This window comes from Delftia acidovorans SPH-1 (assembly GCF_000018665.1).
Lineage (GTDB): Bacteria > Pseudomonadota > Gammaproteobacteria > Burkholderiales > Burkholderiaceae_C > Comamonas > Comamonas acidovorans.
Genome location: NC_010002.1, coordinates 5496117 through 5520874, shown reverse-complemented (window position 1 = coordinate 5520874; position 24758 = coordinate 5496117). Strand labels below are relative to the sequence as shown.

The 24758-nt window shown below is 67.1% G+C and carries 27 protein-coding genes; 9 read left to right on the top strand and 18 right to left on the bottom strand.

What is annotated here, in order from left to right:
- Window positions 1-2: 2 nt before the first annotated feature.
- Genes DACI_RS25225 through DACI_RS25215 form a run of 3 tightly spaced genes read right to left on the bottom strand, consistent with a single transcriptional unit; the run spans window position 3 to window position 1494 of the window.
- Window positions 3-524, bottom strand: coding sequence for a phage tail protein (locus DACI_RS25225; protein WP_012206788.1), 522 nt, complete (start codon window positions 522-524; stop codon window positions 3-5).
- A 5-nt stretch (window positions 525-529) separates the two neighbouring features.
- Complete coding sequence (locus DACI_RS25220) at window positions 530-1021, bottom strand: phage tail protein (RefSeq protein WP_012206787.1); 492 nt, start codon at window positions 1019-1021, stop codon at window positions 530-532.
- Window positions 1021-1494, bottom strand: coding sequence for a phage tail protein (locus DACI_RS25215; protein WP_012206786.1), 474 nt, complete (start codon window positions 1492-1494; stop codon window positions 1021-1023). The genes DACI_RS25220 and DACI_RS25215 overlap by 1 nt, the downstream gene beginning before the upstream one ends.
- Before the next feature lie 142 nt (window positions 1495-1636).
- Here DACI_RS25215 and DACI_RS25210 point away from each other — a divergent pair, with 142 nt between their 5' ends.
- Window positions 1637-2008 (top strand): DUF6916 family protein, encoded by a 372-nt coding sequence (locus DACI_RS25210; protein ID WP_043782563.1) that lies wholly within the window; start codon window positions 1637-1639, stop codon window positions 2006-2008.
- Here the strand turns inward: DACI_RS25210 and DACI_RS25205 are convergent.
- The 6 genes from DACI_RS25205 to DACI_RS25180 form a co-directional block, all read right to left on the bottom strand.
- On the bottom strand, window positions 1995-2519 hold the full coding sequence (locus tag DACI_RS25205; protein ID WP_012206784.1) for a GNAT family N-acetyltransferase: 525 nt from the start codon (window positions 2517-2519) through the stop codon (window positions 1995-1997). The genes DACI_RS25210 and DACI_RS25205 overlap by 14 nt on opposite strands.
- Window positions 2509-2868 carry a DUF6916 family protein gene (locus tag DACI_RS25200; protein WP_043782558.1) on the bottom strand — a complete coding sequence of 120 codons (360 nt, stop codon included), beginning with the start codon at window positions 2866-2868 and terminating at the stop codon, window positions 2509-2511. The genes DACI_RS25205 and DACI_RS25200 overlap by 11 nt, the downstream gene beginning before the upstream one ends.
- 144 nt (window positions 2869-3012) lie before the next feature.
- A complete protein-coding gene (locus tag DACI_RS25195; RefSeq protein ID WP_012206782.1) occupies window positions 3013-3942 on the bottom strand; it encodes a dihydrodipicolinate synthase family protein in 930 nt (309 codons plus the stop codon).
- A gap of 11 nt (window positions 3943-3953) precedes the next feature.
- Complete coding sequence (locus DACI_RS25190) at window positions 3954-5126, bottom strand: L-rhamnonate dehydratase (protein WP_012206781.1); 1173 nt, start codon at window positions 5124-5126, stop codon at window positions 3954-3956.
- Window positions 5127-5154: 28 nt separating this feature from the next.
- On the bottom strand, window positions 5155-6183 hold the full coding sequence (locus tag DACI_RS25185) for a 4-hydroxythreonine-4-phosphate dehydrogenase PdxA (RefSeq protein WP_012206780.1): 1029 nt from the start codon (window positions 6181-6183) through the stop codon (window positions 5155-5157).
- Window positions 6184-6190: 7 nt separating this feature from the next.
- Window positions 6191-7156: a Bug family tripartite tricarboxylate transporter substrate binding protein gene (locus DACI_RS25180; protein ID WP_012206779.1), complete on the bottom strand. Its 966-nt coding sequence runs from the start codon at window positions 7154-7156 to the stop codon at window positions 6191-6193.
- 115 nt (window positions 7157-7271) lie between these two features.
- Here DACI_RS25180 and DACI_RS25175 point away from each other — a divergent pair, with 115 nt between their 5' ends.
- Window positions 7272-8228, top strand: a complete 957-nt coding sequence (locus DACI_RS25175) for a LysR family transcriptional regulator (protein WP_012206778.1) — start codon at window positions 7272-7274, stop codon at window positions 8226-8228.
- On the opposite strand, the gene DACI_RS25170 is transcribed toward DACI_RS25175, so the two are convergent.
- Entirely contained in the window at window positions 8225-9154 is a 930-nt protein-coding gene (locus DACI_RS25170) for a LysR family transcriptional regulator (RefSeq protein ID WP_012206777.1), read from the bottom strand. The genes DACI_RS25175 and DACI_RS25170 overlap by 4 nt on opposite strands.
- A 127-nt stretch (window positions 9155-9281) precedes the next feature.
- Between DACI_RS25170 and DACI_RS25165 the strand changes: the two genes are divergently transcribed.
- The 3 genes from DACI_RS25165 (at window position 9282) to DACI_RS25155 (ending at window position 15354) form a co-directional block, all read left to right on the top strand.
- Window positions 9282-10064, top strand: coding sequence for a putative hydro-lyase (locus tag DACI_RS25165; RefSeq protein WP_012206776.1), 783 nt, complete (start codon window positions 9282-9284; stop codon window positions 10062-10064).
- 241 nt (window positions 10065-10305) lie between these two features.
- Window positions 10306-13938, top strand: a complete 3633-nt coding sequence (locus DACI_RS25160) for a hydantoinase B/oxoprolinase family protein (RefSeq protein ID WP_012206775.1) — start codon at window positions 10306-10308, stop codon at window positions 13936-13938.
- A gap of 126 nt (window positions 13939-14064) precedes the next feature.
- On the top strand, window positions 14065-15354 hold the full coding sequence (locus tag DACI_RS25155) for an MFS transporter (RefSeq protein WP_012206774.1): 1290 nt from the start codon (window positions 14065-14067) through the stop codon (window positions 15352-15354).
- A 28-nt stretch (window positions 15355-15382) separates the two neighbouring features.
- On the opposite strand, the gene DACI_RS25150 is transcribed toward DACI_RS25155, so the two are convergent.
- Together DACI_RS25150 and DACI_RS32855 are read right to left on the bottom strand one after the other, a co-directional pair.
- Complete coding sequence (locus tag DACI_RS25150) at window positions 15383-15892, bottom strand: DUF1993 domain-containing protein (RefSeq protein WP_012206773.1); 510 nt, start codon at window positions 15890-15892, stop codon at window positions 15383-15385.
- A 115-nt stretch (window positions 15893-16007) separates the two neighbouring features.
- Window positions 16008-16196, bottom strand: coding sequence for a TonB-dependent receptor (locus DACI_RS32855; RefSeq protein WP_043782551.1), 189 nt, complete (start codon window positions 16194-16196; stop codon window positions 16008-16010).
- 45 nt (window positions 16197-16241) lie between these two features.
- On the opposite strand from DACI_RS32855, the gene DACI_RS25140 reads away from it, so the two are divergent.
- Entirely contained in the window at window positions 16242-16592 is a 351-nt protein-coding gene (locus DACI_RS25140) for a TonB-dependent receptor domain-containing protein (protein ID WP_043782548.1), read from the top strand.
- A 61-nt stretch (window positions 16593-16653) separates the two neighbouring features.
- On the opposite strand, the gene DACI_RS25135 is transcribed toward DACI_RS25140, so the two are convergent.
- The 3 genes from DACI_RS25135 to DACI_RS25125 all read right to left on the bottom strand — a co-directional run bounded on the left by DACI_RS25135 (window position 16654) and on the right by DACI_RS25125 (window position 19178).
- The gene (locus DACI_RS25135; RefSeq protein WP_012206771.1) at window positions 16654-17736 is read right to left on the bottom strand and encodes a metallophosphoesterase; all 1083 of its coding nucleotides are present in this window, start codon (window positions 17734-17736) and stop codon (window positions 16654-16656) included.
- Window positions 17737-17831: 95 nt separating this feature from the next.
- Window positions 17832-18332, bottom strand: a complete 501-nt coding sequence (locus DACI_RS25130; protein ID WP_012206770.1) for a dihydrofolate reductase — start codon at window positions 18330-18332, stop codon at window positions 17832-17834.
- A gap of 21 nt (window positions 18333-18353) precedes the next feature.
- Window positions 18354-19178 (bottom strand): thymidylate synthase, encoded by an 825-nt coding sequence (locus DACI_RS25125; protein WP_012206769.1) that lies wholly within the window; start codon window positions 19176-19178, stop codon window positions 18354-18356.
- Window positions 19179-19353: 175 nt separating this feature from the next.
- Between DACI_RS25125 and DACI_RS25120 the strand changes: the two genes are divergently transcribed.
- Window positions 19354-19935: a hypothetical protein gene (locus DACI_RS25120; protein ID WP_012206768.1), complete on the top strand. Its 582-nt coding sequence runs from the start codon at window positions 19354-19356 to the stop codon at window positions 19933-19935.
- Between the two features lie 78 nt (window positions 19936-20013).
- Here DACI_RS25120 and DACI_RS25115 read toward each other — a convergent pair whose 3' ends face one another.
- Window positions 20014-21444, bottom strand: a complete 1431-nt coding sequence (locus tag DACI_RS25115; protein WP_012206767.1) for an FAD-binding oxidoreductase — start codon at window positions 21442-21444, stop codon at window positions 20014-20016.
- A gap of 43 nt (window positions 21445-21487) precedes the next feature.
- A complete protein-coding gene (locus tag DACI_RS25110) occupies window positions 21488-21886 on the bottom strand; it encodes a DUF2069 domain-containing protein (RefSeq protein WP_043782539.1) in 399 nt (132 codons plus the stop codon).
- Window positions 21887-21993: 107 nt separating this feature from the next.
- Here DACI_RS25110 and DACI_RS25105 point away from each other — a divergent pair, with 107 nt between their 5' ends.
- Window positions 21994-23340 (top strand): YihY family inner membrane protein, encoded by a 1347-nt coding sequence (locus DACI_RS25105; protein ID WP_012206765.1) that lies wholly within the window; start codon window positions 21994-21996, stop codon window positions 23338-23340.
- A gap of 14 nt (window positions 23341-23354) precedes the next feature.
- Here DACI_RS25105 and DACI_RS25100 read toward each other — a convergent pair whose 3' ends face one another.
- Complete coding sequence (locus DACI_RS25100) at window positions 23355-23708, bottom strand: DUF962 domain-containing protein (protein ID WP_012206764.1); 354 nt, start codon at window positions 23706-23708, stop codon at window positions 23355-23357.
- 218 nt (window positions 23709-23926) lie between these two features.
- Here DACI_RS25100 and DACI_RS25095 point away from each other — a divergent pair, with 218 nt between their 5' ends.
- Window positions 23927-24754 carry an alpha/beta fold hydrolase gene (locus tag DACI_RS25095; protein WP_012206763.1) on the top strand — a complete coding sequence of 276 codons (828 nt, stop codon included), beginning with the start codon at window positions 23927-23929 and terminating at the stop codon, window positions 24752-24754.
- Window positions 24755-24758 lie beyond the last annotated feature (4 nt).

Sequence of the window (24758 nt, the reverse complement as noted above, 5' to 3'; positions counted from 1 at the left end):
ACTCAGCTCCGTGGGGGGAAGATGCCCTGCAAGGCGATGATGAAGTTCATGACCAGGTAGGGCGGAAGATTGTTGTGTGGCTGGCTGCCGCCCGCAGCTTGAGGGGGAGCCATGGTGACCGCAGAGGTGCTGGAGGCTGGCGCGATGTAGGGGCGCGTCGGTGCGGTGCCCAGGACGGCGTCTGCCGGGCTTGCTACAGCGGGATCCGCAGGCGTGCCCGCTCGGGCCAGATGGTTGTGGGCGGGAATTTCCGATGCCTGCAGCGTCACGGTTTCAACACCGCCGGATTCGCCCAGATCGCGCGGTGACAGTCCAGGTCCTTGGCCCGGGTGCATGGGCATGCGGCCCTGCAAGTCGGGAAGCGCGAAGCTGGACTTGCCATCTCCACCATATGCCGTTCCCAGCAGGGAAAACAGCGCCGTATTCTGAGAAATCGGCAGGAGCCGACCATCGCAAAAGGCCCAGCCCTTGGGTGCGAAGTTGAATCCGCCAAGGCGGATTTCGGCGACAAAGGGATCGGACATGGTCTTCAGGTCTGAGAAGGAAAGATGCCTTGCATGGCCATGCAAAAGCTCAGTGGCAGATAGGGCGGCATATTGAGGTGTGGCTGGCTGCCGCCCACATTGGCCAACAGGGCGGGCATGGTCGTATTGCCGCTTTGCGCATAGTGGCCGCGCGCCGCTGCAGGCAGGTTGCCGTTGCCCGATGTCGCCTGGCCCGTAGTGCCGGAAGCGGCCATGGCGTGGCTGTGCTGCGGTATCTCTGGCAGGGTCAGGGTATGGGCTTGCTCGCCTGCTTTCTCTCCCAGGGTATGGCCGGCTCCCATGTGCATGGGCATGCGGCCGCGCAGGTCGGGCAGTGCAAAGTTGGTCTGCCCGTTGCCACCATAGGTGGTGCCCAGCAGCGAGAACAGCGCCTGATTCTGGTTGATGGGCAGCAACTGCCCATTGCAAAGAGCCCAGCCTTTGGGGGCGAAGTTGAAGGAGAAGACGCGAACCTCTCCGAGAAAGGGGGTAGACATCAGGTGGGGGAGGGATAGATGCCGAACAGCGAGATGATGAAGTTCACGCAAAGGAAGGGCGGCATATTGGTATGCGGCTGCGACCCTCCTACCCAACTCACCATCGATGTAGCCATGTACGTGGCGGGGACGCCTTTCACAAAGGCCTTGTGATCCCTGTGCTTGGCAAACACTGCGTCGGCGGGCGAGGCCAGAAAGCCGGTGCCGGAGGAAGCGGGAACGCCGTGCGTGTGGGCTGGAATCTGATTGACGGTCAGCGTGACCTCTTCGACTCCAGCGGCCTGGGCCAGCGTGAATTCGTTGCCCGCGTGCAGGGGGATGCGGCCACGCATGTCTGGCAGGGCGAACGTGCTTTGGCCATCACCGCCGTATGTCGTGCCGATCAGATTGAAAAGGGTTTCGTATTCCGAGATGGGCATTTGCTGCCCTTCGCAGAACATCCAGCCTGCCGGCGCGAAGTTGCCGGCAAACATCCGGATTTCCCCAACGTAGGGTTGAGCCATGGCAAAGTGGGGTGAAGTTAGAAAACGTTAATAATTGCAAAATAGTTTAGTATGCCAACCTGTTGCGCAGCAAAAATATTTTGCTGCCGTTGCTTTGGCAGGAAGGGCCACGATGAAGACAGGACGCCGTGCTTTCATGCAGGTTGCAGGGGCCTTGCCCGCTGCAGCGGCTGCTTCCAGCATTTCGATGGGCGTCAGCGCTGTGGCCATGGAGTTGCGCCGCAGCCACTTTCAGCCGCTGCTTGGCCAAAATTTCTCGGTCGCCGGGGAAGCGGCTGAGTTACGTTTGGTTGCGCTGAGCGCGCTGCCGCACGCGCTGCAGAGTGACCGGTCTTTCAGCGCCCTGTTTGAGTTGTCCCGCCCTGGTGCCTTGCCACAGAACACCTGGGAAATCGCTCACCCGGCTCTGGGACGCCACGCTGTCTTCCTGAGTCCCAGCGACGCGCAAGGCGTTCTGCTGGAAGCCGTGTTCAACCGCGGCTGAGCGCTGCGGTCCTGCGCATGCGCAGGTAGATGCCTTCCTGGTCCTGCTCGACAAAGCCCAGGCGCGTATACAGGCGCCGGGCTGGATTGTTGGTTTCCACGAACAGCTGCATGTCGCGCCCTTCTTGATCTGCCCAGCCGGCCAGCCATTGCATGAGGGCCGTGCCCAGTCCCTGGCCTTGAACAGCGGCGTCGAGCGAGATGTCCATCACTCCCAATGGCCCGGGTGCGAGATTGAGGTAGAGCCGGCCTATAGGCAGTCCTGCCCTCTCGATCACGAAAAACGCGCTGTGTGCGTAGTGCTTGCGGTAGTGCTGGTCCTGCAAAGCGAACTGCGAATCGCAGAAGGCATGCTTTTCAGCTTCGCTCCAGGGCACGGGCGCCAGTTCGGCAGCGCGTACCTGGCGGTACAGGGCGCGGAGAAAAGCGTAGTCGGCTTCTTCGGCCAGGCGCAGCCGCACATCCTCAAGATACAGCGGCGGCAACTCGGGCACGAACGGATCAGACGGCATGGGAAAAGCAGGCCTCGTAATCGACATGGCCTGCCGACTGCGCAATGGGCGTGATGAAGATGGCGTAGTCACCGAGCTGCGCATGGCGCACGCGGTAAGTGCGCTGCGACAGCTGCGGCTGGCGCGGACCGCGAAACACCAGGGAGAACTGCAGCATGCCGGGCGTGTCGATTGATGTCTGCGTTGCGCCGAGCACTTGCATATCGATGCCGATGGTGTGCTCGCCCTCCGCCATGAAGAAGCTCACGGTCTGCTGGGCCAGGGCCTGGGCGTCGCTCCAGGTCAGGGCTCTTGCATACAGCGCGTCGTCCAGCTCGAAGTCGGGAGGGGGAAAAGAGGTGGCGGACATGGGCGGCAGTCGATTCATTGGGGCTGGGCAGGCAGAGCGGCAGCATAGCCCATGCGCAGGCGGCTGCAGCCCTCTGGTGCCCCTCTAATGCACCTCTAGTGCCCCTCTAATGCCCCTCTAATGCGCCCCCAACAACCCAATCCCTCAGCGCCCCCAGCGCAGCACCAGCGGATCGAGCCGCCGCGCGATGTCCAGCAACTGGCGGCGCACCTCGGGGTGCATGGGCGGCCAGGGCGCGCGCGGCGCGTCGCAGGCGATCACGCCGCCGGCCTTCATCAGCGCCTTGGCGGCCAGGAAGCCGGCCTGGCGGTTTTCGTGGTTGATCAGGGGCAGCCAGCGCTGGTAGAGGGCGAATGCAGTGTCGGGGTCGCCGTTTCTGTGCGCTTCGATGATGGGGCGTATGCCGTCGGCAAAGCCGCCGCCCGTCATCGATCCCGTGGCGCCGGCCTGCAGGTCGGCCAGCAGGGTGATCGCTTCCTCGCCATCCCAGGGGCCTTCGATGGCCTCGCCGCCCAGGGCGATGAGTTCGCGCAGCTTGCCGGCGGCGCCTGCGGTTTCCATCTTGAAGTAGCAGACCTGCTCGATCTCGCGGGCCATGCGCGCGAGGAAGGCGGGGGACAGCGGCGTGCCTGCGGCCGGCGCGTCCTGCACCATGATGGGAATGGCGATGGCATCGGACACGGCCTGGAAGAAGCCCTGGATCTGGGGCTCGCCGAAGCGGAAGGTGGCGCCGTGGTAGGGCGGCATGACCATCACCATGGCCGCGCCCATGTCCTGCGCGCGGCGGCTTCGCTCGGCGCACACGCGCGACGAGGTGTGCGTGGTGGTGACGATCACGGGCACGCGGCCCGCCACATGTTCCAGCGCCGTGCGCGTGAGGACCTCGCGCTCGTCATCGGCCAGCAGGAACTGCTCGGAGAAGTTGGCCAGGATGCACAGGCCGTCCACGCCCGAGTCGATCATGAAGTCCAGGCAGCGCCTCTGGCTGGCCAGGTCCAGCGTGCCGTCCTCGTGGAAGGTGGTGGGTACCACGGGGAAGATGCCGCTGTAGCGCGGCCGAGAAATTCCGGGCATGGCGTGCTCCCTCATTCGACGATGCGGAACTGGTCCAGGTACTCGGTCTTGAGCGTGAGGCCCAGGCCCGGCACATCGTCCCTGAGCTGCAGGAAGCCGTTCTCGGCCACGGGCTCGCCGTCGAAGATGTACCAGAACAGCTCGTTGCCCACCTCCACGTCGAAGATGGGAAAGTACTCGGCCATGGGCGAGGCCAGCGTGCTCATGGTCAGGTGGTAGTTGTGCATCTGGCCCGCATGCGGGATGACGGGCACGCTGAACGCCTCGCACAGCGCATTGATCTTGTGCGCGGCCGTGATGCCGCCCACGCGGTTGGTGTCGTACTGCACGACGCTGACGGCCTTCTTGTCGAGCAGTTGCTTGAAGCCGTAGAGGCTGAACTCGTGCTCGCCGCCCGAGATCGGAATGCTGTTGAGGCGGCTGAGTTCGGCGTAGCCGTCGATGTCGTCGGCGATCACGGGCTCCTCCAGCCAGCGCGGCTCGAACTTCTCCAGCTTGGGGAGCATGCGCCTGGCGTACTCCAGGTTCCAGCCCATGTAGCACTCCAGCATCAGGTCGCAGTCGTAGCCTATGACCTCGCGCACGGCCTCGACCGAGCGCAGGTTCTCGCGCACGCCTTCCTGCAGATGGGCCGGGCCGTAGCCGAAGCGCATCTTGAAGGCCTTGAAGCCCTGGTCCAGGAACTTCTGCGCCTCTTCCTGCATGGCCTTGAGGTCGGTGCGGTACAGCTTGCTGTAGTAGCAGGGAATCCTTTCCTTGGTGCGCCCGCCCAGCAGCTTGAACACAGGCTTGTTCACGCTCTTGCCCAGTATGTCCCAGATGGCCAGGTCCACGGCCGAGATGGCGGCCATGGTCACGCCCTTGCGGCCCCAGGCGTGCGTGGCGCGGTACATGCGCTGCCACAGGTATTCGTAGTCCCACGGGTCGTGGCCGATGACCAGGGGCGCCAGGTACTCGTCGATGATGGCCTTGGCGATGCGCGGCGCCAGCGCCACGTTGCCCAGGCCGACGATGCCGTCGTCGGTCTCGATCTCCACCACCGTCCAGGAATGGAAGCGGAAGGTGGACATGGTCTCCTGCGGCGCATAGAGCAGGTCCATGGCGTTGGAGCAGAAGTTGCCCTGGGGCGGCACGGTCTTGCCTTGCCATTCGTAGACGCGGGCGCGGACGGATTTGATTTTCATGATGGTGATGGCGAGGGAGTGAAGTCAGTCAGGACAGGCGCGCGGCGCCCATGCGGCAGGCGATCAGGAAGGCCTGCCAGGTGGCCTCCACGCTGGCCCGGCCCTGGCCCGCGATGTCATAGGCCGTGCCGTGGGCCGGCGTGGTGATCGGGATCGGCAGGCCGCCCTGCACAGTCACGCCGCGCGAGAAGCCCAGCAGCTTGATGGCGATCTGGCCCTGGTCGTGGTACATGGTCACGATGGCCTGGTACTCGCCCGCCTGGGCCTTCAGGAAGATGGTGTCGGCCGGGAAGGGGCCGTGGAACGGATCGGGCGTGGGCCAGTCGCGGGCCTGCAGCGCGCGCACGGCCGGCGCGATGATGTCGATCTCCTCGCGCCCGCAGGTGCCGCCATCGCCGTTGTGCGGGTTGAAGCCCGCCACCGCCACCTTGGGGGCTGCCATGCCGCTGGCCAGCAGCGCGCGGTAGATCAGCTCGGCCGCCTGCGCGATGCGCTCCTGGCTCAGATAGCCGGCCACGTCCCTGAGCGGCACATGGGACGAAATGCGCGAGGTCCACAGATCGCCCAGCGTATTGAATTCGCAGAAATAGCCGGTGACGCCCAGGTACTCGGCAAAGTGGTGCAGCTCGTCTTCATGGCGCAGGCCGCCCAGCTTCATGGCCTGCTTGTTGAGCGGCGCAAAGCAGATGGCGTCGATCTGGCCGGCCTGGGCCGCGTCCATGCACAGGTCCAGCACCTGCAGCACCGAGCGCCCGCCTGCGGCTTCGGCACGGCCCTGGTGCACGGCATCGGGGGCCACCGTGTCCAGGGCCAGGAAGGCGGGCAGGGCGGTGTCGGTGCGGCCCCGTGCATGGGCCATGCTGGCGATGGGTGCGGTGGCCACCTGCAGGCCCGCGATGCGCTGGCCCTGCTGCCACAGCCAGGGGTCGCCGGCCAGCACGATGTTGGCCTTTTGCATGGCCTCGGGCCGCGCCAGCAGGCGTGCGATCAGTTCGGCGCCTATGCCGGCGGGATCGCCCAGGGTCAGGGCGACGACGGGAAGTTCGGATGCGGGCATGTGCGGCTCAGTCGATCTTGATGTGGTTCTTGCGGATGATTTCGCCAAAGCGCTGGTACTCGGCGTTGTGCAAGGCGATGAACTCCGCCTGGCCCATGGGCTGCAGCTCGGCGCCCACGGCCTCCAGGCGCGTGCGCGTCTCGGGCATGGCCAGCACCTTGTTGACCTCGTCGTGCACCCGGGCCTGCACGGCGCGGGGTGTGGCCGCTGGCATGTAGATGCCGTACCAGGCGCCTATCTCCACGCCGGGCAGGCCGGCCTCGGCCAGCGTGGGCACCTGGGGCAGCTGGGCGTTGCGCCGGGGCGATGTCACGCCCAGGGCGCGCAGCTTGCCGGCCTTGATCTGGCCGATCACCGAAGGCATGGTGTCGAAGCTCATCTGCACCTGGCCGCTGACCAGGTCCACCAGGGCGGCGGCGCTGCCCTTGTAGGGCACGTGGGTCAGTTCAATGCCGGCCGCGTCCTTGAACATCTCGGCCGCGATGTGCTGGGTGCTGCCCGTGCCGCTGCTGGCGAAGTTGATCCTGCCGGGCTCCTTGCGGGCCAGGGCGACCAGTTCCTGCACCGAGTTGGCGGGCAGGTTGTTTCCCACCACCAGCACATTGGGCACTGCGCCCACATAGGCCACCGGCACCAGGTCGCGGTTGCTGTCGTAGCCCAGCTTGAGCAGGTGCGGGGCAATGGCATGGGCCGTGACGACGCCCATCACCATGGTGTGCCCGTCCGTGGACTTGGCCGTCATGTCCACGGCCAGGGTGTTGGAGACGCCGGGGCGGTTTTCCACGATCACCGGCTGGCGCAGCAGCGGCGCCAGCCGGTCGGCCACGGCGCGTGCCATGGCGTCGGTGCCGCCGCCGGGGGCCGAGCCCACAAGCATGCGCACGGGCCGCGTGGGCCAGTCCGGCGGGGTTTGGGCCAGGGCGATGGCGGGCAGCAGGGCAGCTGCGGCCAGCAGCAGGGGGCGGCGTTGCATGTCTTGTCTCCGGTGCTTTTGTTGTGGACCCATGCTAGGCAGATGATTGATTGCCGTAAACTGAAAGTTGCTGATGAATCAATAACCTTGGGTAATCAATTCGCGGGATATTCCTATGGGCTCCATCGACCGCAGGGACAGCACGCCGCAACTGCTCAACCGCCTGCGCATGCGGCAGGTGGCGCTGATGCTGGCCATCGACCAGAAGGGCACGCTGCGCGGCGCCGCAGCCGAGCTGGGACTGAGCCAGCCGGCCGCCACCAAGATGCTGCATGAGCTGGAAAGCGCGCTGGGCCTGCCCCTGTTCGACCGCGTGGGGCGCGGCCTGCAGCTGAACGCGGCGGGCGAGCGCGTGACGGGCTACTTCCGCCATCTGCGCGGCGGCATGGAGGCGCTGAACCGCGAGCTGCAGGAACTGCGCGAAGGCAGCGCGGGGCGGCTGGCCGTGGGCAGCATCATGGCGGCCTCGCCGGGGCGGCTGACACAGGCGCTGCTGGCGCTCAAGCGCCAGTGGCCGCTGCTGTCCATCGAGGTGGCCGTGGACACCAGCGACCGGCTGCTGGCGCAGTTGCAGGACGGCGTGCTGGAGGTGGTGGTGGGCCGGCAGACCGGGCAGGCCGATCCCGCCCATCTGTTCCGCACGATTGATGACGAGGCCCTGTCCATCATCGTGGGCTGCAACCATCCGCTGGCGCGTGCTCGCAGCCTGGGCTTTGCGCAGCTGCAGGCCCATGGCTGGGTGCTGCAGCCGCCCGGCAGTCCCATGCGCGCACTGATCGATCAAGAGTTCCAGGCCCATGGCCTGCCGCTGCCGCGCGGCCTGATCGAGACGGGCTCCATCCTCACCACCATGAACCTGGTGCGCAACTCCGACCTGATCGCCGTGATTCCGCAGGCCGTGGCCCGGGACAGCGCCGCGCACGGCATGGTCCGCATCCTGCCCTATCGCATGCGCCGCAACCTGCAGGCCTACGGCAGCCTGGTGCGCCGCGACCGGCCGCTGAGCCAGGCTGCCGCCAGCTTTCTGGCGCTGTTGCACGGGCAGGAGCCGCCGCCGGCATCCGCGCCCTAGCCGATGTACCGCGCCAGATGCGGGCTGACCCGCTTGCAGTAGCTCTTGCAGACCCGGCGCAGCACCTGGGCCGTGTCGGTGACGCCGGGTGACGGGCTCTTGGGGTACCAGGTGGTGATGCGAAAGGAGGGCGGCGTGGGCAGTTCCAGCTCCACCAGCTCCCCGCTTTCGAGCTGCGGCGCCACCAGCATGCCGTGCATGATGGCGACGCCCAGGCCCTCGCGCACCAGCGAGACCAGGGCCGCCAGCGAGGGCGATCCCGAGATGCGCAGGTCGCTGGAGACCATGCCGTTTTGCACGGCCAGCTGCTGTGCCATGGCCACGGCCTGCTCGTAGGGGCCGGTGCCGCGCATCTGCGTCAGCAATTGCTTGCCCAGCGCCTTGTGCAGTCCATCCTTCCTGGGCACCAGGCCCCGCCTGGCAATCCAGTGCACGGGCACTTCCAGCAGGTTCTCGACCACGGCGAACTGGGGGTCCACGCCGCTGCCGGTGCGCACGATCAGGTCCAGGTCGCGCCGCATCATCTGCTCCGACAGGTGGGTGCTCAGATCGACGGTCAGGTCCAGCTCGATGTGCGGCAGGCTGGCGCCCATCGCCTTGACGAATTCGGGCAGGAAGGTGTGTACCGCCGTCTCCAGCACGCCGACCCGCAGGCGGCAGCCGATGGCGTCGTCGGACCTGGCGGCACGCTCCAGGGTGCGTGTGGCTTCGATGACGGCTTCCGCATGCCGCAGCAAGCGGGCTCCGGCATCGGTGATCTGCAGCGTCTTGCGGTCCCAGTGGAACAGGGTCACGCCCAGGTCCGACTCCAGCCCGCGTATGCGCATGGAGACGGCACCGGGGCTGGCGTGGACCAGTTCGGCCACGCGGCGCACGCTGCCGATGCGTGCCAGCAGCACGAAGGTTTCCAGAAAGCGGATGTTCATGGGGAGGCTGCGCGGGCTGCGGTGGCTGTTCAGTTTTCCTGGGGGAGGCTGCGCACAATTCCTGAGTGGACCGGTGGCCTGCTGCTTTTTACATTGGGAGGCATCTCCATTCAATAGAGGCTCCCCCATGACGCATTGGACCCATCCGACCGAATTCCGCCAGGAGGTGCGCGCCGGACGCTTTCGCGGGCAGACGGCCGGGCAGTGCCCCGGCTACACCCAGGGCAACCTGGCGATACTGCCGCGCGAGTGCAGCGAGGAGTTCCTGCGCTTTGCCCGGCTGAATCCCAAGTCCTGCCCGCTGATCGGCGTGACCGAGCCCGGCAGCAGCCGCGTGCCCGAGCTCGGCGATATCGATCTGAAGACCGACCTGCCCTCGTACTGGGTGTTTCGCGATGGTCACAGGGCAGAGCAGGTGAATGACCTCACGGACCTGTGGCGCGACGACCTGGTGGGCTTCGTCATCGGCTGCTCCTATTCCTTCGAGGACGCGCTGCGCGACGCCGGCGTGCCCGTGCGCCACATCGACGAGGGCCGGGGCGCTCCCATGTTCATCACCGACATTGCCAACGGCCAGGCGGGCCGGTTCGGAGGCCGGATGGTGGTCAGCATGCGGCCCATGACGGCCGCCCAGGCCATCCGTGCGATCCAGGTGACTTCGCGCTTTCCCAGCGTGCATGGGGCGCCCGTGCACCTGGGCGACCCTGCGCAGATCGGCATTGCCGATATCGAGCGGCCGGACTTCGGCGAGCCCATGGCGCTCAAACCCGGGGAGATCCCCGTGTTCTGGGCCTGCGGCGTGACGCCCCAGCAGGCCATCCGCTCGGCGGCCCTGCCATTCGCCATCACGCACGAGCCGGGCCACATGCTGGTGACGGAGTTGCGCAACAGCCATCTGGCCGCGTTCTGACGGCCTGCCTGCCTGGCTGACTGGCTTGGGGCCCGCTTCGGCGGGCCTTTTTCTTTGCGTTGCCGGCCGGCAAGGGGCCGCTCCTGTTCAGTTTTCGTGAACAGAGGGGGCGAAAACTTCTCGATGGACGCGGTCCAGGGGCACTTTTAGATTGGACGCCAGTGGTGGGCATCGGCGGCGGGCCGTGCTCCAGGCCACGGTTTTCCTGACTTCAACTTCGAGACAAACGGGTTCCGACACCATGCAAGAACGCTCCACTCCCCATGACAGGCGCTGGCAATTCTGGATAGACCGCGGCGGCACATTCACCGACATCGTGGGCAAGCGGCCCGATGGCAGCCTGGCCACGCACAAGCTGCTGTCGGAAAACCCCGAGCAGTACCGTGATGCGGCCGTGGCCGGCATCCGCCACCTGCTGGGCCTCAAGCCCGGCGAGCCGGTCACGCCGGACCTTGTGGAGTGCGTGAAGATGGGCACCACGGTGGCCACCAATGCGCTGCTGGAGCGCAAGGGCGAGCCCACGCTGCTGGTGACCACGCGGGGCTTTCGTGATGCGCTGCGCATTGCCTACCAGAACCGCCCGCGCCTGTTCGACCGGCATATCCAGCTGCCCGAGCTGCTGTACAGCGAGGTGGTGGAGGCACTTGAGCGCGTGGATGCCCATGGGCAAGTGCAGCAGGAACTGGACGTGCTGCACCTGCACACCGCGCTGCTGCAGGCCCATGCCCGGGGCCTGCGCAGCGTGGCCATCGTCTTCATGCATGGCTACCGCTACATGCGGCACGAGCAGATTGCGGCGCGCATTGCGCGGCAGGCGGGATTCACGCAGATCAGCACCTCGCACGAGACCAGTCCGCTGATGAAGTTCGTGAGCCGGGGCGACACCACGGTGGTCGATGCCTACCTCTCGCCCATCTTGCGCCGCTATGTACAGCAGGTGGCTGGCGAGATGCCGGGCGTGCAGCTGTTTTTCATGCAGTCCTCCGGCGGGCTGGCCGATGCGGGCAGCTTCCAGGGCAAGGATGCCATCCTGAGCGGGCCGGCCGGCGGCATCGTGGGCATGGCCCGCACGGCGGGGCTGGCCGGGCACGACAAGGTCATCGGCTTCGACATGGGAGGCACCTCCACCGATGTCAGCCACTACGCTGGCGCCTTCGAGCGCGAGTTCGAGACCCAGGTGGCCGGTGTGCGCATGCGCGCGCCGATGATGAGCATCCACACGGTGGCCGCCGGTGGCGGCTCGGTACTGGCCTATGACGGCTCGCGCTTTCGCGTGGGACCGGAGAGCGCGGGTGCCAACCCCGGCCCCGTGAGCTACCGCCGTGGCGGGCCCCTGGCCGTGACCGATGCGAACGTGATGGTGGGCAAGGTCCAGCCCCGCTACTTCCCCAGCGTGTTCGGCCCGGCCGCCAACGAGCGGCTCGATGGCGAGGCCGTGCGGGCGCGCTTCGATGAACTGTCGGTGCAGACGGGGCGCAGGCCCGAGGAAGTGGCCGAAGGCTTCATCCGCATCGCCGTGCAGCAGATGGCCAACGCCATCAAGAAGATCAGCGTGGCGCGCGGCTATGACGTGACGCGCTACACGCTGCAGTGCTTTGGCGGCGCGGGCGGCCAGCATGCCTGCCTGGTGGCCGATGCCCTGGGCATGACCCGTGTGTTCGTGCATCCGCTGGCCGGCGTGCTCAGCGCCTACGGCATGGGCCTGGCGGACCAGACCGTCATCCGTGAACAGGCGATGGAGGTGGCGCTGTCTGCTGCGGCCTTGCCGCTGATCGCGGAGTCGCTGGATTCGCTGGGCGACGCGGCCAAGGCCGAGCTTGAGCGCCAGCAGGTCGGTGCCAGCCCCGTGCAGGTACGCTACAACGTGCATGTGCGCTATGAGGGCACGGATTCCGCCCTGGCCGTGCCCTTCGGCGGGCTGGACGACATCCAGGCGGCCTTCGAGTCGGCCTATCGCCAGCGGTTCGCCTTCCTGATGGCGGGCAAGGGCCTGGTGGTGGAAGCCGTTTCCGTCGAAGCCGTGATTGCGGGCGATGCGCCCAGCGAGCCGGTGCTGCAGGAGCATCCGCCGCGCGAGCATCCGCGCCGCGAAACCGTGCGCATGTACTCCGACGGTGCCTGGCATGACGCGGCCCTGGTGGTGCGCGAGGACCTGCGGCCCGGCGACGCCATTCCCGGCCCGGCCATCATCGCCGAGCGCAATGCCACCACGGTGGTCGAGCCCGGCTGGCTGGCGCGGCTCACGGCGCTGGACCATCTGGTGCTGGACCGCGTGGTCGCGCGCAAGGCCGAGTACGCGGCCGGCACCTCGGTGGACCCGGTGCTGCTGGAGGTCTTCAACAACCTGTTCATGAACATCGCCGAGCAGATGGGCCTGCAGCTGCAGAACACGGCCTACTCGGTGAACATCAAGGAACGGCTGGACTTCAGCTGCGCGCTGTTCGACGCCGAGGGCCATCTCATCGCCAATGCGCCGCACATGCCCGTGCACCTGGGCTCCATGGGCGAGAGCATCCAGACGGTGATCCGCAAGAACGCCGGGCGCATGGCCCAGGGCGATGTCTATGTGCTCAACGACCCCTACCAGGGCGGCACCCACCTGCCCGACATCACGGTCATCACGCCCGTTTACGTGGCCGACGAGGCCTCCCCCACCTTCTACGTGGGCAGCCGGGGCCACCATGCCGACGTGGGCGGCATCACGCCCGGTTCCATGCCGCCGTTTTCCACGCGCATCGAGGAAGAGGGCGTGCAGATCGACAACTTCAAGCTGGTCGATCGCGGCGTGCTGCGCGGCCAGGAGATGGTCGAGCTGCTGCAAAGCGGCGAGTACCCGAGCCGCAACCCGCACCAGAACCTGGCCGACCTGAAGGCCCAGATTGCGGCCAATGAAAAAGGCGTGCAGGAGCTGCGCAAGATGGTGGCCCAGTTCGGCCTGCCCGTGGTGCAGGCCTACATGGGCCATGTGCAGGACAACGCCGAGGAGTCGGTGCGCCGCGTCATCACGCGGCTCAGGAACGGGCAGTTCACGCTGCCGCTGGACAACGGCGCGCAGATCCGCGTGGCCGTCACCGTGGATACGGCGGGCCGCAGCGCGGTCATCGACTTCTCGGGCACCAGCGCCCAGCAGACCAACAACTTCAATGCGCCGCGCGCCGTGTGCATGGCGGCCGTGCTGTACGTGTTCCGCACGCTGGTGGACGACGACATTCCGCTCAACGCGGGCTGCCTCAAGCCTTTGAAGGTCATCATTCCCCAGGGCTGCATGCTCAACCCCAATGCACCGGCCTCGGTGGTGGCGGGCAATGTGGAGACCTCCACCTGCATCACCAATGCGCTGTTCGGCGCGCTGGGCGTGATGGCGGGCAGCCAGCCCACCATGAACAACTTCACCTTCGGCAATGCGCGCCACCAGTACTACGAAACCATTGCCGGCGGCAGCGGCGCGGGCGCGGTGCTGGACGCCGAGGGCCGGGTGGAGCGCGGGTTCAACGGCACCAGCGTCGTCCAGACGCACATGACCAATTCGCGCCTGACAGATCCGGAGGTGCTGGAGTTCCGCTTCCCCGTCATGCTGGACAGCTATGCCATCCGCGAAGGCTCGGGCGGCAGCGGGCGCTGGCATGGGGGCAGCGGCGGTGTGCGGCGCGTGCGTTTCCTGGAAGCCATGACGGCCAGCATTCTGTCCAACGGACGCCTGAACCCGGCCTTCGGCATGGCGGGCGGCCAGCCGGGGCAGCCGGGCATCAACCGTGTGCTGCGCGCCGATGGCCAGATCGAGGCGCTGGAGCACATCGGCGCCGTGCAGATGCAGCCCGGCGATGTGTTCGAGGTCTGCACGCCGGGGGGCGGCGGCTACGGAACGGCGGCCTGACACGCCGCCTGCAGGGGTCTGTCCGGGTGGTGGATGAGGGCCGCCCGGCCAGGCCTGGTTCATCACCGATGCAATGCCATTGAAGGCAAGACGCTTCTCCATACCGAAGCGCAAGGAGACTGAAAAATGACAAGCCTTGACAATGCCAAGCCCCTGGCTGGCGAACAGTCGCAGGGCAGCTGGCTGGGCCAGCTCGAACCCCGGGAAAAACGCGCACTGACGGCCTCGTTCGGCGGCTACGCGGTCGATTCCTTCGACTACTACACGCTGCCCCTGGTCACGCCCATCCTGCTGTCGCTGTGGGGCATGAGCAAGACCGAGGTCGGCCTGATCGGCACCTCGACCCTGGTGGCCTCGGCCATTGGCGGCTGGATGGCCGGCATCCTGGCGGACCGCTACGGGCGTGTGCGCGTGCTGCAGTGGACCATCCTCGTGTTCGCCCTTTTCACCTTCGCCTGTGGCCTGGCGCAGACGCCGGGCCAGTTGCTGCTGGCCCGCACGCTGCAGGGTCTGGGCTTTGGCGGCGAATGGGCCGTGGGCTCGGTGCTGATCGCGGAAACCATACGGCCGGCTTTCCGTGGCAAGGCGGTGGGGCTGGTGCAAAGCAGCTGGGCCATAGGCTGGGGGGCGGCCGTGCTGGTGTCCATGGCGCTGTTCTCGTTTCTGCCGCCCGAGATCTCATGGCGGGCCATGTTCCTGCTGGGCCTGCTGCCGGCCTTGCTGATCCTGTTCATCCGCCGTTCCGTCAAGGACCCCGAGGTCTACCTGAAGACCCGCGCCGCCGTGGGCCGGGGCGAGCGCAGCGGGCACTTCCTGGACATCTTCAAGGGCGGCATGCTCAAGACCACGGTACTGGCCAGCCTGATGTTCACCGGCATGCAGGGCGGCTACTACGCCATTGCCGTGTGGCTGCCCACCTTCCTGAAGAACGAGCGCCACCTGACGGTGCTGGGCTCGGGCGGCTACCAGTTCATGTTCATCTTTGGCGCCTTTGCAGGCTACCTGTGCGGTGCCTACGCTTCCGACCGGCTGGGCCGGCGCCTGGCCTTCACGCTGTTCGCCATCGGCGCCGGCAGCCTGGCCTATGCCTATACGCTGCTGCCCATCACCGATGCCTGGATGCTGGTGCTGGGCTTTCCGCTGGGCTTTTTCATGTCGGGCATCTTCAGCGGCGCCGGAGCCTTCCTGGCCGAGCTGTTCCCCAACGAACTGCGCGGCTCCGGCCAGGGCTTTTGCTACAACTTCGGCCGCGGCATCGGGGCCACCTTCCCCGCGCTGGTGGGCGTGTTCAGCGACCGGCTGGGCCTGTCGCTGGGCACGGCCATCGGCATCTGCGCCACGGCCGGCTACGTGATGGTGGTGATGTTCGCCATGTGCCTGCCGGAGACGCGAGGCCGGGATCTGGCCGCGCAATGAAGCGCTGGCCAGACCGGCCACGGCACGCTCAGTAGCTGCCCATGTAGTCGCGCTTGCCGACCTCGACACCGTTGTGGCGCAGCAGGGCATAGGCGGTGGTCACATGGAAGAAGAACTGCGGCAGGCCGTAGTGCAGCAGGTAGGCGCTGGCGCTCAGCTTCTTTTCCTTGGGCGTGCCGGGGCGCAGCACGATCTCACGGGACTCGCTTTGCGCGAACTGCTCGGGCGCGAACGAGCCCACATGGTCCAGCGCCTTGGTGATCAGCGCCTGCAGGTCGGCAAAGCTGGTCTGCGTGTCGGGCCACGAAGGCACCTCGGCGCCGGCCAGGCGCGAGGCGATGCCCTTGGCGAAGTCCGCAGCAATCTGCACCTGGCGCACCAGCGGGAACATGTCGGGGAACAGGCGGGCCTGCAGCAGGGCGTCGGGATCGATGTTCTTCTGCGCGGCGTGTTCCTCGGCCTTTTTGAGCACGTCGGACAGGGCCTTCAGCATCTGCTGCAGGACGGGAATGGAGGCGGTGTACAGGGGGCTGGTCATGGCGGGCTCGCTTCGGGGTTGGCTCGATGGGTCAGGCGCTGGCAGGCGGCTGCCGCGCCAGCGCAGGAAGGCTAACAGCAAACCGCGAAAGCCTGCTCCGTCCCCGCGATGAACCTCACTGGAACCTGTAGTTCAGCGTCGCCACCACGCTTGGCGGCGCACCCCAGGCCGATGCGCCGTAGTAGCCGATCTGGCTGCAGTACTTCTTGTCGAAGGCATTGTTCAGGTTCACTTGCAGCGACAGCTGGCGGTTGAATTGGTAGCGCGCCATAAGGTAGACCAGGCCGTAGGCGCCTTGCTGCACGCGCTCTTGCCCGTTGGGGCTGCTGGCCAGGGTGTAGTTGCTGCTTTGCGCAAGTCCTGCGCGGCGCTGGACTACGACATCAGCGCCAGCACCACGGCGGGCCTGGCCGAGGGACAGCGCCACAGCCGCTCGCGCCCCATGATCTACCAGGGCCAGATCTTCAACACCTGGACGCCCCGGCACATGCTGCGCCAGTGGGGCAGCTACCGCCTGCCGGGCGGGCTGGGCCGCTGGACGGTGGGCACGGGCGGGAATGCGCAGACGGACACCCTCAGCTCCGACCGAGCCTTCCGCCTGGCAGGCTTTGCGCTGTGGAATGCAGGCGTGGCCTACCAGGTCTCGCCCGAGCTGAGCGTGGCGCTCAACGTCAGCAACCTGCTGGACAAGCGCTACTAACTACGGTGCGCTCAGATCGCTGTTGCTGACGCTGCGCTACGCGCCGCGGATCTAGCGCGTGCTATGCGGCAGCGGCCGCCGCAACGCCGAACTCCTCGCTGTCCGCCTGGGCGCCGTCGTCGAAGACCAGGCGGCGCTCGGGCCAGCGCATGGCGGCAAGCTTGAAGCGCTGCTGCGGGTCCTCGCCCGCCAGGCGGGCATTCCAGCGGCCGCCGACCGAGTAGTCCACGCAGAACACATTGCCGCGCCGGCCGTGCCAGGACAGCGGACCGGTCTGGCCGAACAGGTTCTCGGCCTGGGCGCCGTGGAAGGACGGGCCGCCCCGGTTCAGGCGCCGCCAGTAGTGGCCCACGACCACAGCCTGCGCATCCTCATATTCGTTCCACCAGGCCACGCGCTCGACGAAGCGCCACTTGCCGCCCGCGTAGAAGGGATTGCGGCATTCGCGCTCCACGCCCGAGGTCAGCACCTTCAGCGGATTGACCATGGCCTTGGCCAGTTCGCTCTCGCTGTGCGCGGGCAGGAAGGGCGGCAGCCAGTTGCGGTCTTCCAGGTCATGCGGCCATTGCTGGCGTTCGGCACGCATGCGCTCGGCCACCTTGTTGACCTGGGCCTGCTGGGCGGCCAGGGCCTCGTAGTGGTCGTAGGCGCTGCGTGCACTGCCCAGCGGCAGCTCGCGCGCCATGGCGATCTGCTGCGGGCGCCAGGCCGCATGGACCACGCGCAGGTCCTCGCGCTCCATGGCAATGGGCAGGCGTTCCAGCAGGGCCAGGGTGTCAGGGATATCGCACAGCGGCATGCGCGCGAACGGCGCGTACTTGGGCGTATCGGAGGCCACGCGGCTGTCGAAGAACCAGCCGGAGCCGTCCTTGGCATCCTCGCGCAGCAGGTTGATTTCATGGTTGCCGAGCACGGCCAGCGCATGGCCCGACTCCAGCATGGGCACCACACGGGCGAGCACGCCCGGGCTGTCGGGTCCCCGGTCGCAGAAGTCGCCGACGAAGACCAGGCGCCGACCCTGGGTATGGCGGCCCAGCGCGTCGTAGCCCAGGTGCCCCAGCAGCTGGTCCAGCGCCTCGGACTCTCCATGGATGTCGCCGACGATGTCGAGCGGACCGGGGGGCAAGGGCTGGACGAGGCTCATGGCGAAGAGGCGCGAAAGACGGCAAAGGCGTGGAAAAACGACATTATTTGCACAGACCCGCCGCGCCCGCCAGCCCCGTGCGCGACAGGGGTATGTCAGCGTCGTTGCAGGCGCACAAAGCTGTAGGGCAGCCCGTTGGCGGCCACGTGGCGGCTGCGTGACGCTTCCTGCCACTCGGGGCCGAGCGTGGGGGCGAAGGCATCGCCTTCGTAGTCGCGCTCTATCTCGGTCACCTCGATGCTGTCGGCCAGCGGCAGGGCCTGGGCGTAGATCTGGGCACCGCCCATGACCCAGACGTCGGCCGATGCCTGGCGGCCCAGTTCCATGGCCTGCTCCAGGCTGGTGGCGTGCAGCACGCCGGGGGCGACCGGCTCGGGCGCCCAGTCCGCCTGTCGCGTGACGACGATGTTGGTGCGCCCGGGCAGCGGCCTGAAGCGGGCCGGCAGCGAGTCCCAGGTCTTGCGGCCCATGACCACGGCCGAGCCCTGGGTCAGTTGCTTGAAGTGCGCCAGGTCCTCGGGCAGGTGCCAGGGCATGGCATTGTCCTTGCCGATGACGCCGTTGGCGGCGCGTGCGTAGATGAGATGGATGGCCATCGGGCGGGTCTTTCTGCAGCCTCAGACGGCCACGGGGGCCTTGATGGGCTCGTGGTGCTGGTAGCCGACGACCTCGAAGTCCTCGTACTCGTAGCCGAAGATGGAGTCGGGCCGGCGCTTGATCTGCAGCGTCGGGTAGGCGAAGGGCTGGCGCGCCAGCTGGGTCTCGACCTGGGCAAAATGGTTGTTGTAGATGTGGCAGTCGCCGCCGGTCCAGACGAAGTCACCCACCTGCAGGTCGCATTGCTGGGCCAGCATGTGGGTCAGCAATGCGTAGCTGGCGATGTTGAAGGGAACGCCCAGGAAGATGTCCGCGCTGCGCTGGTACAGCTGGCAACTGAGCTTGCCGTCGGCCACATAGAACTGGAAGAAGGCGTGGCAGGGCATGAGCGCCATCTGCGGCAGGTCGGCCACGTTCCAGGCGCTGACGATGATGCGGCGGCTGTCCGGGTTGCTCTTGAGCTGCTTGACCACTTCGGCGATCTGGTCGATGTGGCCGCCGTCCGGCGTGGGCCAGTTGCGCCATTGCACGCCGTAGACCGGGCCCAGGTCGCCGTCCTCGCGTGCCCATTCGTTCCAGATGGTGCAGCCGCGCTCCTGCAGCCAGCGCACGTTGCTGTCGCCGCGCAGGAACCACAGCAGTTCCAGGATGATGGATTTGAGGTGCACCTTCTTGGTGGTGACCAGCGGAAAACCTTCGGACAGATCGAAGCGCATCTGGTGCCCGAACACGCTGCGCGTACCCGTTCCGGTACGGTCGGTCTTGGACACGCCATGTTCGTAGACATGGCGCATGAAATCTTCGTACTGTGAGCGGGCAGGGCGGGGCGCGGCAGTCATGTTCATGGCGGGGATTATCCCTTGATGAATACGGCGCCTTGTCCGACGGTATCCATGCCCCTCGAAACAAGGTTTGCAACCCCGGGTGCGAAAATGACTGCCGACGGGCGCCGGTGTCTTGCCTGGGCTTTCATACCGGCGCCATGGTTTTTTCGCATCCGCTTTGACAAGGAGCTTGCGCATGTCTTCCATGCTCTCCCCCTGGCAGGCCGGAATCGCACTGGGTGCCGCCATGCTGGCGCTGACAGCCTGTGATCCGCGCTCTCCCACCGTTCCCACTCCCAAGGCCGTGCAGTCCGTGGCACTCGATGTGGCCGCGCCCGCGCCCGCATTGACGCTGAACTTTCCCGAGCGCACGCGCCTGCCGTCCACGGCCAAGGCGGGCGAGCCCGGCCTGGACAGCCTGGCCGAGTACCTGGGCAAGTACCCCTATGACGGCACCAACTACCTGGAGCAAGGCGTGCTGGCCGAGCGGCTCAAGGCGCTGCTGGGCACCAGCTACCCGACCCTGCTGAGCAATATGCGCACCGTGGGCCCGCTGACCAAGGAAGGCGATGTGTGGAGCATCGTCGGCCTGCGCCCCCACCAGGGCGGCGAGGAGATGGGCGCCATCGTGATCGACCCCGCGCGCAACGCACTGCGCGTGTGGCTGCTGACCGATGGCAAGCAGACCGACTTCTCCGACGCGGCCGGTGCCGACATCGCCTGGCCCGAACAGGTCAACAAGACGATGGCCAATATCGAGGCCAAGCCGGTTTCCTGACAAGGCAGGCACGGGCCGCTCCTGGCTCAGGACGGCGCGTGCAAACCTGGCGCCGCCCCAGAAGGGGCGGCGTTGCCCTCAGGAGGCTTGTCGCGGCAGGATGCAGCCCGGGTTCATCAGTCCCTGCGGGTCCAGCGCCTGCTTGATGGCGCGCATCATGCCCAGCGCCACGGGCGACTGGTACTTCTGCAGCTTGTCCACCTTGAGCGCGCCCACGCCATGCTCGGCAGAGAACGAGCCGCCGAATTCGGCCACGGCCTCGTAGACCAGGTGGTTGACCAGGTGCTCGCGCTCATTGAGGAAGGCCTTGGCGTCGCCGCCCACGGGCGCCTGCACGTTGTAGTGCAGGTTGCCGTCGCCCAGGTGGCCGAAGTTGACCAGGCGCACACCCGGGATCTCGCGCTGCAGCACGGCATCGGTGTGTTCGACGAAGGCGGGAATGCGCGATGCCGCAATGGAGATGTCGTGCTTGATGTTCAGGCCTTCCTCGGCCTGGGCCAGGGGAATGCTCTCGCGGATATGCCACAGCTCATGGGCCTGCGACAGGCTTTCGGCCACCACGGCGTCGAGCACGCAGCCGTCCTCGAAGGCCAGTTCCAGCAACGCCTCGAAACGCTCGCGCGCATGCTGCTCGGACTCGCTGTCCGAGTTCTCGACCAGCACGTAATAGGGCGGCGCGCCGTCCAGGCCCGCAAAGGGCACGCGCAGCTGGGGCATGTGCTTGATCACCAGGGACAGCGCGAACTGGCCCATGACCTCGAAGCCCGTCAGGCCCGCGCCCAGGTACTGGTGCGCCATGCCCAGCAGGCGCACGGCCGCTTCCATGGAGGGCACGGCGGCAAAGGCCGTGAGCTGGGCCGCAGGCTGGGGGAACAGCTTCATGGTGGCGGCGGTGATGATGCCCAGCGTGCCTTCGCTGCCGATGAACAGGTCGCGCAGGTCGTAGCCGGTGTTGTCCTTGCGCAGGCCCTTGAGGCCGTCCCAGACCTCGCCCTGCGGCGTGACCACTTCCAGGCCCAGGCACAGCTCGCGCGTGTTGCCGTAGCGCACCACCTGGGTGCCGCCCGCGTTCGTGCCCAGGTTGCCGCCAATGGTGCAGCTGCCTTCGGCGGCCAGCGACAGCGGGAACAGCAGGCCCTCTTTCTCGGCAAGCTCCTGCAGGCTTTGCAGGATGCAGCCGGCCTCGACGGTGAAGCTCAGGTTGTCGCGGTCGATGTGGCGCACGGCATTCAGGCGCGTGAGGCTGAGCACGACCTGCGTGCCGCTGTCGTCCGGCGTGGAGCCCACCGACAGGCCGGTGTTGCCGCCCTGGGGAATGATGCTGGTGCCTGCGGCCGCGCATTCGCGCACCACGGCGGCCACCTCGGCCGTGCTGGCCGGGCGCACCACGGCCAGGGACTTGCCGCGCACGCGGCGGCGCCAGTCCTGTTCATAGGCGACGAGGTCGCCCTCGGTGAGGACATGGGCTTCGCCGACGATCTGGCGCAGGCGTTCAAGCAGTGCAGTCATGTTGCAACTTCTTTCAAAGACGTGAAGGCATGAAAACGGGGACTCAGCCGCCGGCCGCCCGGGCCGCGCGGCGCGCGCTGCGCTGGCGCCAGCGCACATGCAGGGCGCAGGCGGTGAACAGCATCAGGCAAAGGAAAACTTCGAGCAGCGCCAGCCAGCGGCCGGGCGCCGGGTCGCTCCAGGCGCGCACCACGCCCTCGGTGAAATAGATCCACACCAGCAGGCTGACCCAGCGGTAGGTATACATGCGGTGCTTGAGCAGGCCTATCAGCGGAACCGCCAGCGGCAGGGCCTTGAGCACCAGCCAGGAGCCCCCTGGCCGCATGGGCGCCAGCCACAGTTCCCAGGCCAGGCTCAGCACGATCAGGCCCATGAGGCTGGAGACCGCCAGCCAGCGGGTGGCGGCGACATCGGCGCCGGGGCGAGAAATGGAATCAGTCATCGGGGTGGCATCATATCGGCCATGGTCTTGTCCTTTGAACATGTGATTGCTTGGATGGTCACGCGCGTTCCCGTTTCAGGCACGCGCGTTGCAGCGGAGATATGGCGATGAGCGGCGGCCTCGGGCAGGAGCCTGCCGGTGGCCTGGAGGACGGTGCCGTTGCACTGCCCGCGCCCGAGCAGGAGCGCAGCCTTTCGCTGATGGAGCGGCCCGAGCCGGTGGTGCCCCCATCCTGGCGCGAACGCCTGCGCTGCTTTCCCTGGCGCAATACCGCGCACACGCTGCGCGAACGCTTTCGCGAGGACCGGCTGGGCGTCACCGCCAGCAGCCTGACCTTCACCACGGTGCTGGCCCTGGTGCCGTTCTTCACGGTGGCGCTGGCGCTGTTCACGGCGTTTCCCATCTTCTCGCGCGTGCAGATCGTGCTGGAGCGCTGGCTGATCGACAGCCTGATTCCGGAGACCATTGCACGCCAGGTGCTGGGCTATCTGACGCAGTTCGCCTCCAAGGCCAGCCAGCTGGGCATGGCCGGTTTTTCCATTCTGGTGATCACGGCGGTCGCGCTGATCCTCACCATAGACCGCACGCTCAACAACATCTGGCGCGTGCGCCAGCTGCGGCCGCTGGGCCAGCGCGTGCTGATCTACTGGGCCGCGATCACGCTGGGCCCGCTGGTGCTGGGCCTGAGCCTGGTGCTGTCGTCCTATGTGATGTCGGCCTCGCGCGGGCTGGTCAATGCGCTGCCCGAAGGCTTGCGCTTCATCTTCGATTCCATCGAGTACCTGGCGCTGGCCGCTGGCATGGCAGGCCTGTACCACTACGTGCCCAATACGGCGGTGCGCTGGCGCCATGCCTGGGTGGGCGGCCTGTTCGTGGCCACCTGCATGGAGCTGGCCAAGAAGGCGCTGGGCCTGTACCTGGCCTCGGTGCCTACCTATTCGGTCATCTACGGCACCTTTGCCACCTTGCCGATCCTGCTGATCTGGATCTACATGGCCTGGATCATCGTGCTGCTGGGCGCCGTGGTCACCGCGTACCTGCCCATCGTGATGGCCGGCGTGCAGCGCATGCCCGGACAGCAGGGCTGGCAGTTCGAGATGGCCGTGGAAATCCTGCAGTACCTGGAGCAGGAGCGCGAGTCGCCCGCCAAGGGCCTGTATGCCAGCGATCTGGCACGCCGCCTGCATGTGGACTGGCAGCAGATCGATCCGGTGCTGCAGGCGCTGTCCGTGCTCGACTGGGTGGGAACGGTGCAGGCGCCAGGCGTCGCGGCGGGCAGCGAGGGCACCGAGCCCCGCTACATGCTGCTGGTGGACCCGCAACACACGCCCTTGGCACCCCTGGTCGAACGCCTGCTGCTGGCGCCTTCCGCGGCCGTGCAGCCGCTGTGGGAGCGCACGGGCCTGGCGGGCATGACGCTGGCCAGCCTGCTGGAGAGCCGGCCCCGGCCGTAGTGCCCGGCGCGGCGCTAGAGCGCAATGCGTCCGGTGAGGATGTCGCGCCACATCACCCAGTCGCCGCGAAAGCTGTACAGCGGGCGCTTGAAGCTGGCGGGCCGGTTTTTCTCGAAGCCGAAGTGCCCTATCCAGGCAAAGCCGTAGCCGAACAGCAGGCCGCCCAGCAGGAACCAGAAATTGCCGGTCAGGAACAGCGCGAACAGGCACAGCAGCGCCAGCGTGGAGCCGACGAAGTGCAGGCGCCGGCAGGTACGGTTGCTGTGCTCCTGAAGGTAGAACGGATAGAACTCGGCAAAGCTCTTGAACTGGCGCGGGTCCACGGCAGCCTGTGCGGCGCCGGGCAGGGGAGCGGAAGCGTGTGACATGGCAGGCCTTCGCGTGCATGGGGTGGCTTCAACTTATACGCCGCTGCCTGGCCTTTCACCATCGGAGGAACCCGCGCGCCCGGGTTCGCAAAAGCTGCCCCGAGAGAGACAAAAGCTGCCGCATTCCGCCCCGCGCGTCGCCACGGTGTCGCCCTCTGGCGGCATGCAGGCGCATGATGTCTGCCGGGCCGGCGCCGACCGGCATGGAGTTTTTTTCGATGCCTTCCTCGTGCATGACCGACATCCCCGCATCCTTGAACGAAATCCGCATTCCCACGCCGCAGGGCAGCATCTACGTCAGGCGCTGGCAGGCGCCGGCGGCCGGCGAAGGCGAACAAGGCCCGGCGCGCGCGCCCATCGTGCTGCTGCACGACTCGCTGGGCTCGGTGGCGCTGTGGCGCGATTTCCCGCAGCAACTGGCCGAGGCCACGCGCCGCGATGTGCTGGCCTATGACCGGCTGGGCTTTGGCCAGTCCGATCCCTATCCGGGCACGCTGGGGCCGGGCTTTGTGGCCCGGGAGGCAGAGACCGCGTTCCCGGCCGTGCACCAGGGGCTGGGCCTTGGGGATTTCATTGTGCTGGGCCACAGCGTGGGCGGCGGCATGGCCGCCATGGTGGCGGCCCGATATGGCGCGCAGTGCAAGGCGGTGGTCACGGAGTCCGCCCAGGCCTTTGTGGAAGATCGCACCTTGCAGGGCATTCGCGCGGCCCAACAGGATTTCGCCCGGCCCGGCCAGCTGGCACGCCTGGAGAAATACCACGGCGACAAGGCGGCCTGGGTGCTGTCTGCCTGGGTCGATACCTGGCTGTCCCCGCCTTTTGCCGACTACCGGCTGGACGAGGCGCTGGAGCGCGTGCGCTGCCCGGTGCTGGCCATCCATGGAGAGCTCGACGAGTTCGGCTCCCTGGTCCACCCCGAGCGCATCCGCGACCGCGCCAGCGGCCCGGTGGAGGTGGAGATCGTGGCCGGTGGCGGCCACGTTCCCCACCGCGAGCAGCCCGAGCGCATTGCCCAGCGCATCGCGCGCTTCCTGGCACGGGTCTGATCCC

What these genes read in the sequence shown, in the direction of transcription:
- DACI_RS25100 (WP_012206764.1), bottom strand. Translation starts at nt 23,708, where the DNA reads ATGTCACACGCTTCCGCTCCCCTGCCCGGCGCCGCACAGGCTGCCGTG.
- DACI_RS25215 (WP_012206786.1), bottom strand. Translation starts at nt 1,494, where the DNA reads ATGTTTGCCGGCAACTTCGCGCCGGCAGGCTGGATGTTCTGCGAAGGG.
- DACI_RS25135 (WP_012206771.1), bottom strand. Translation starts at nt 17,736, where the DNA reads ATGAGCCTCGTCCAGCCCTTGCCCCCCGGTCCGCTCGACATCGTCGGC.
- DACI_RS25225 (WP_012206788.1), bottom strand. Translation starts at nt 524, where the DNA reads ATGTCCGATCCCTTTGTCGCCGAAATCCGCCTTGGCGGATTCAACTTC.
- DACI_RS25125 (WP_012206769.1), bottom strand. Translation starts at nt 19,178, where the DNA reads ATGAACATGACTGCCGCGCCCCGCCCTGCCCGCTCACAGTACGAAGAT.
- DACI_RS25150 (WP_012206773.1), bottom strand. Translation starts at nt 15,892, where the DNA reads ATGACCAGCCCCCTGTACACCGCCTCCATTCCCGTCCTGCAGCAGATG.
- DACI_RS25175 (WP_012206778.1), top strand. Translation starts at nt 7,272, where the DNA reads ATGGGCTCCATCGACCGCAGGGACAGCACGCCGCAACTGCTCAACCGC.
- DACI_RS25220 (WP_012206787.1), bottom strand. Translation starts at nt 1,021, where the DNA reads ATGTCTACCCCCTTTCTCGGAGAGGTTCGCGTCTTCTCCTTCAACTTC.
- DACI_RS25210 (WP_043782563.1), top strand. Translation starts at nt 1,637, where the DNA reads ATGAAGACAGGACGCCGTGCTTTCATGCAGGTTGCAGGGGCCTTGCCC.
- DACI_RS25170 (WP_012206777.1), bottom strand. Translation starts at nt 9,154, where the DNA reads ATGAACATCCGCTTTCTGGAAACCTTCGTGCTGCTGGCACGCATCGGC.
- DACI_RS25130 (WP_012206770.1), bottom strand. Translation starts at nt 18,332, where the DNA reads ATGGCCATCCATCTCATCTACGCACGCGCCGCCAACGGCGTCATCGGC.
- DACI_RS25200 (WP_043782558.1), bottom strand. Translation starts at nt 2,868, where the DNA reads ATGTCCGCCACCTCTTTTCCCCCTCCCGACTTCGAGCTGGACGACGCG.
- DACI_RS25190 (WP_012206781.1), bottom strand. Translation starts at nt 5,126, where the DNA reads ATGAAAATCAAATCCGTCCGCGCCCGCGTCTACGAATGGCAAGGCAAG.
- DACI_RS25095 (WP_012206763.1), top strand. Translation starts at nt 23,927, where the DNA reads ATGCCTTCCTCGTGCATGACCGACATCCCCGCATCCTTGAACGAAATC.
- DACI_RS25165 (WP_012206776.1), top strand. Translation starts at nt 9,282, where the DNA reads ATGACGCATTGGACCCATCCGACCGAATTCCGCCAGGAGGTGCGCGCC.
- DACI_RS25180 (WP_012206779.1), bottom strand. Translation starts at nt 7,156, where the DNA reads ATGCAACGCCGCCCCCTGCTGCTGGCCGCAGCTGCCCTGCTGCCCGCC.
- DACI_RS25110 (WP_043782539.1), bottom strand. Translation starts at nt 21,886, where the DNA reads ATGACTGATTCCATTTCTCGCCCCGGCGCCGATGTCGCCGCCACCCGC.
- DACI_RS25195 (WP_012206782.1), bottom strand. Translation starts at nt 3,942, where the DNA reads ATGCCCGGAATTTCTCGGCCGCGCTACAGCGGCATCTTCCCCGTGGTA.
- DACI_RS25185 (WP_012206780.1), bottom strand. Translation starts at nt 6,183, where the DNA reads ATGCCCGCATCCGAACTTCCCGTCGTCGCCCTGACCCTGGGCGATCCC.
- DACI_RS25205 (WP_012206784.1), bottom strand. Translation starts at nt 2,519, where the DNA reads ATGCCGTCTGATCCGTTCGTGCCCGAGTTGCCGCCGCTGTATCTTGAG.
- DACI_RS25160 (WP_012206775.1), top strand. Translation starts at nt 10,306, where the DNA reads ATGCAAGAACGCTCCACTCCCCATGACAGGCGCTGGCAATTCTGGATA.
- DACI_RS25120 (WP_012206768.1), top strand. Translation starts at nt 19,354, where the DNA reads ATGTCTTCCATGCTCTCCCCCTGGCAGGCCGGAATCGCACTGGGTGCC.
- DACI_RS25155 (WP_012206774.1), top strand. Translation starts at nt 14,065, where the DNA reads ATGACAAGCCTTGACAATGCCAAGCCCCTGGCTGGCGAACAGTCGCAG.
- DACI_RS25115 (WP_012206767.1), bottom strand. Translation starts at nt 21,444, where the DNA reads ATGACTGCACTGCTTGAACGCCTGCGCCAGATCGTCGGCGAAGCCCAT.
- DACI_RS25105 (WP_012206765.1), top strand. Translation starts at nt 21,994, where the DNA reads ATGAGCGGCGGCCTCGGGCAGGAGCCTGCCGGTGGCCTGGAGGACGGT.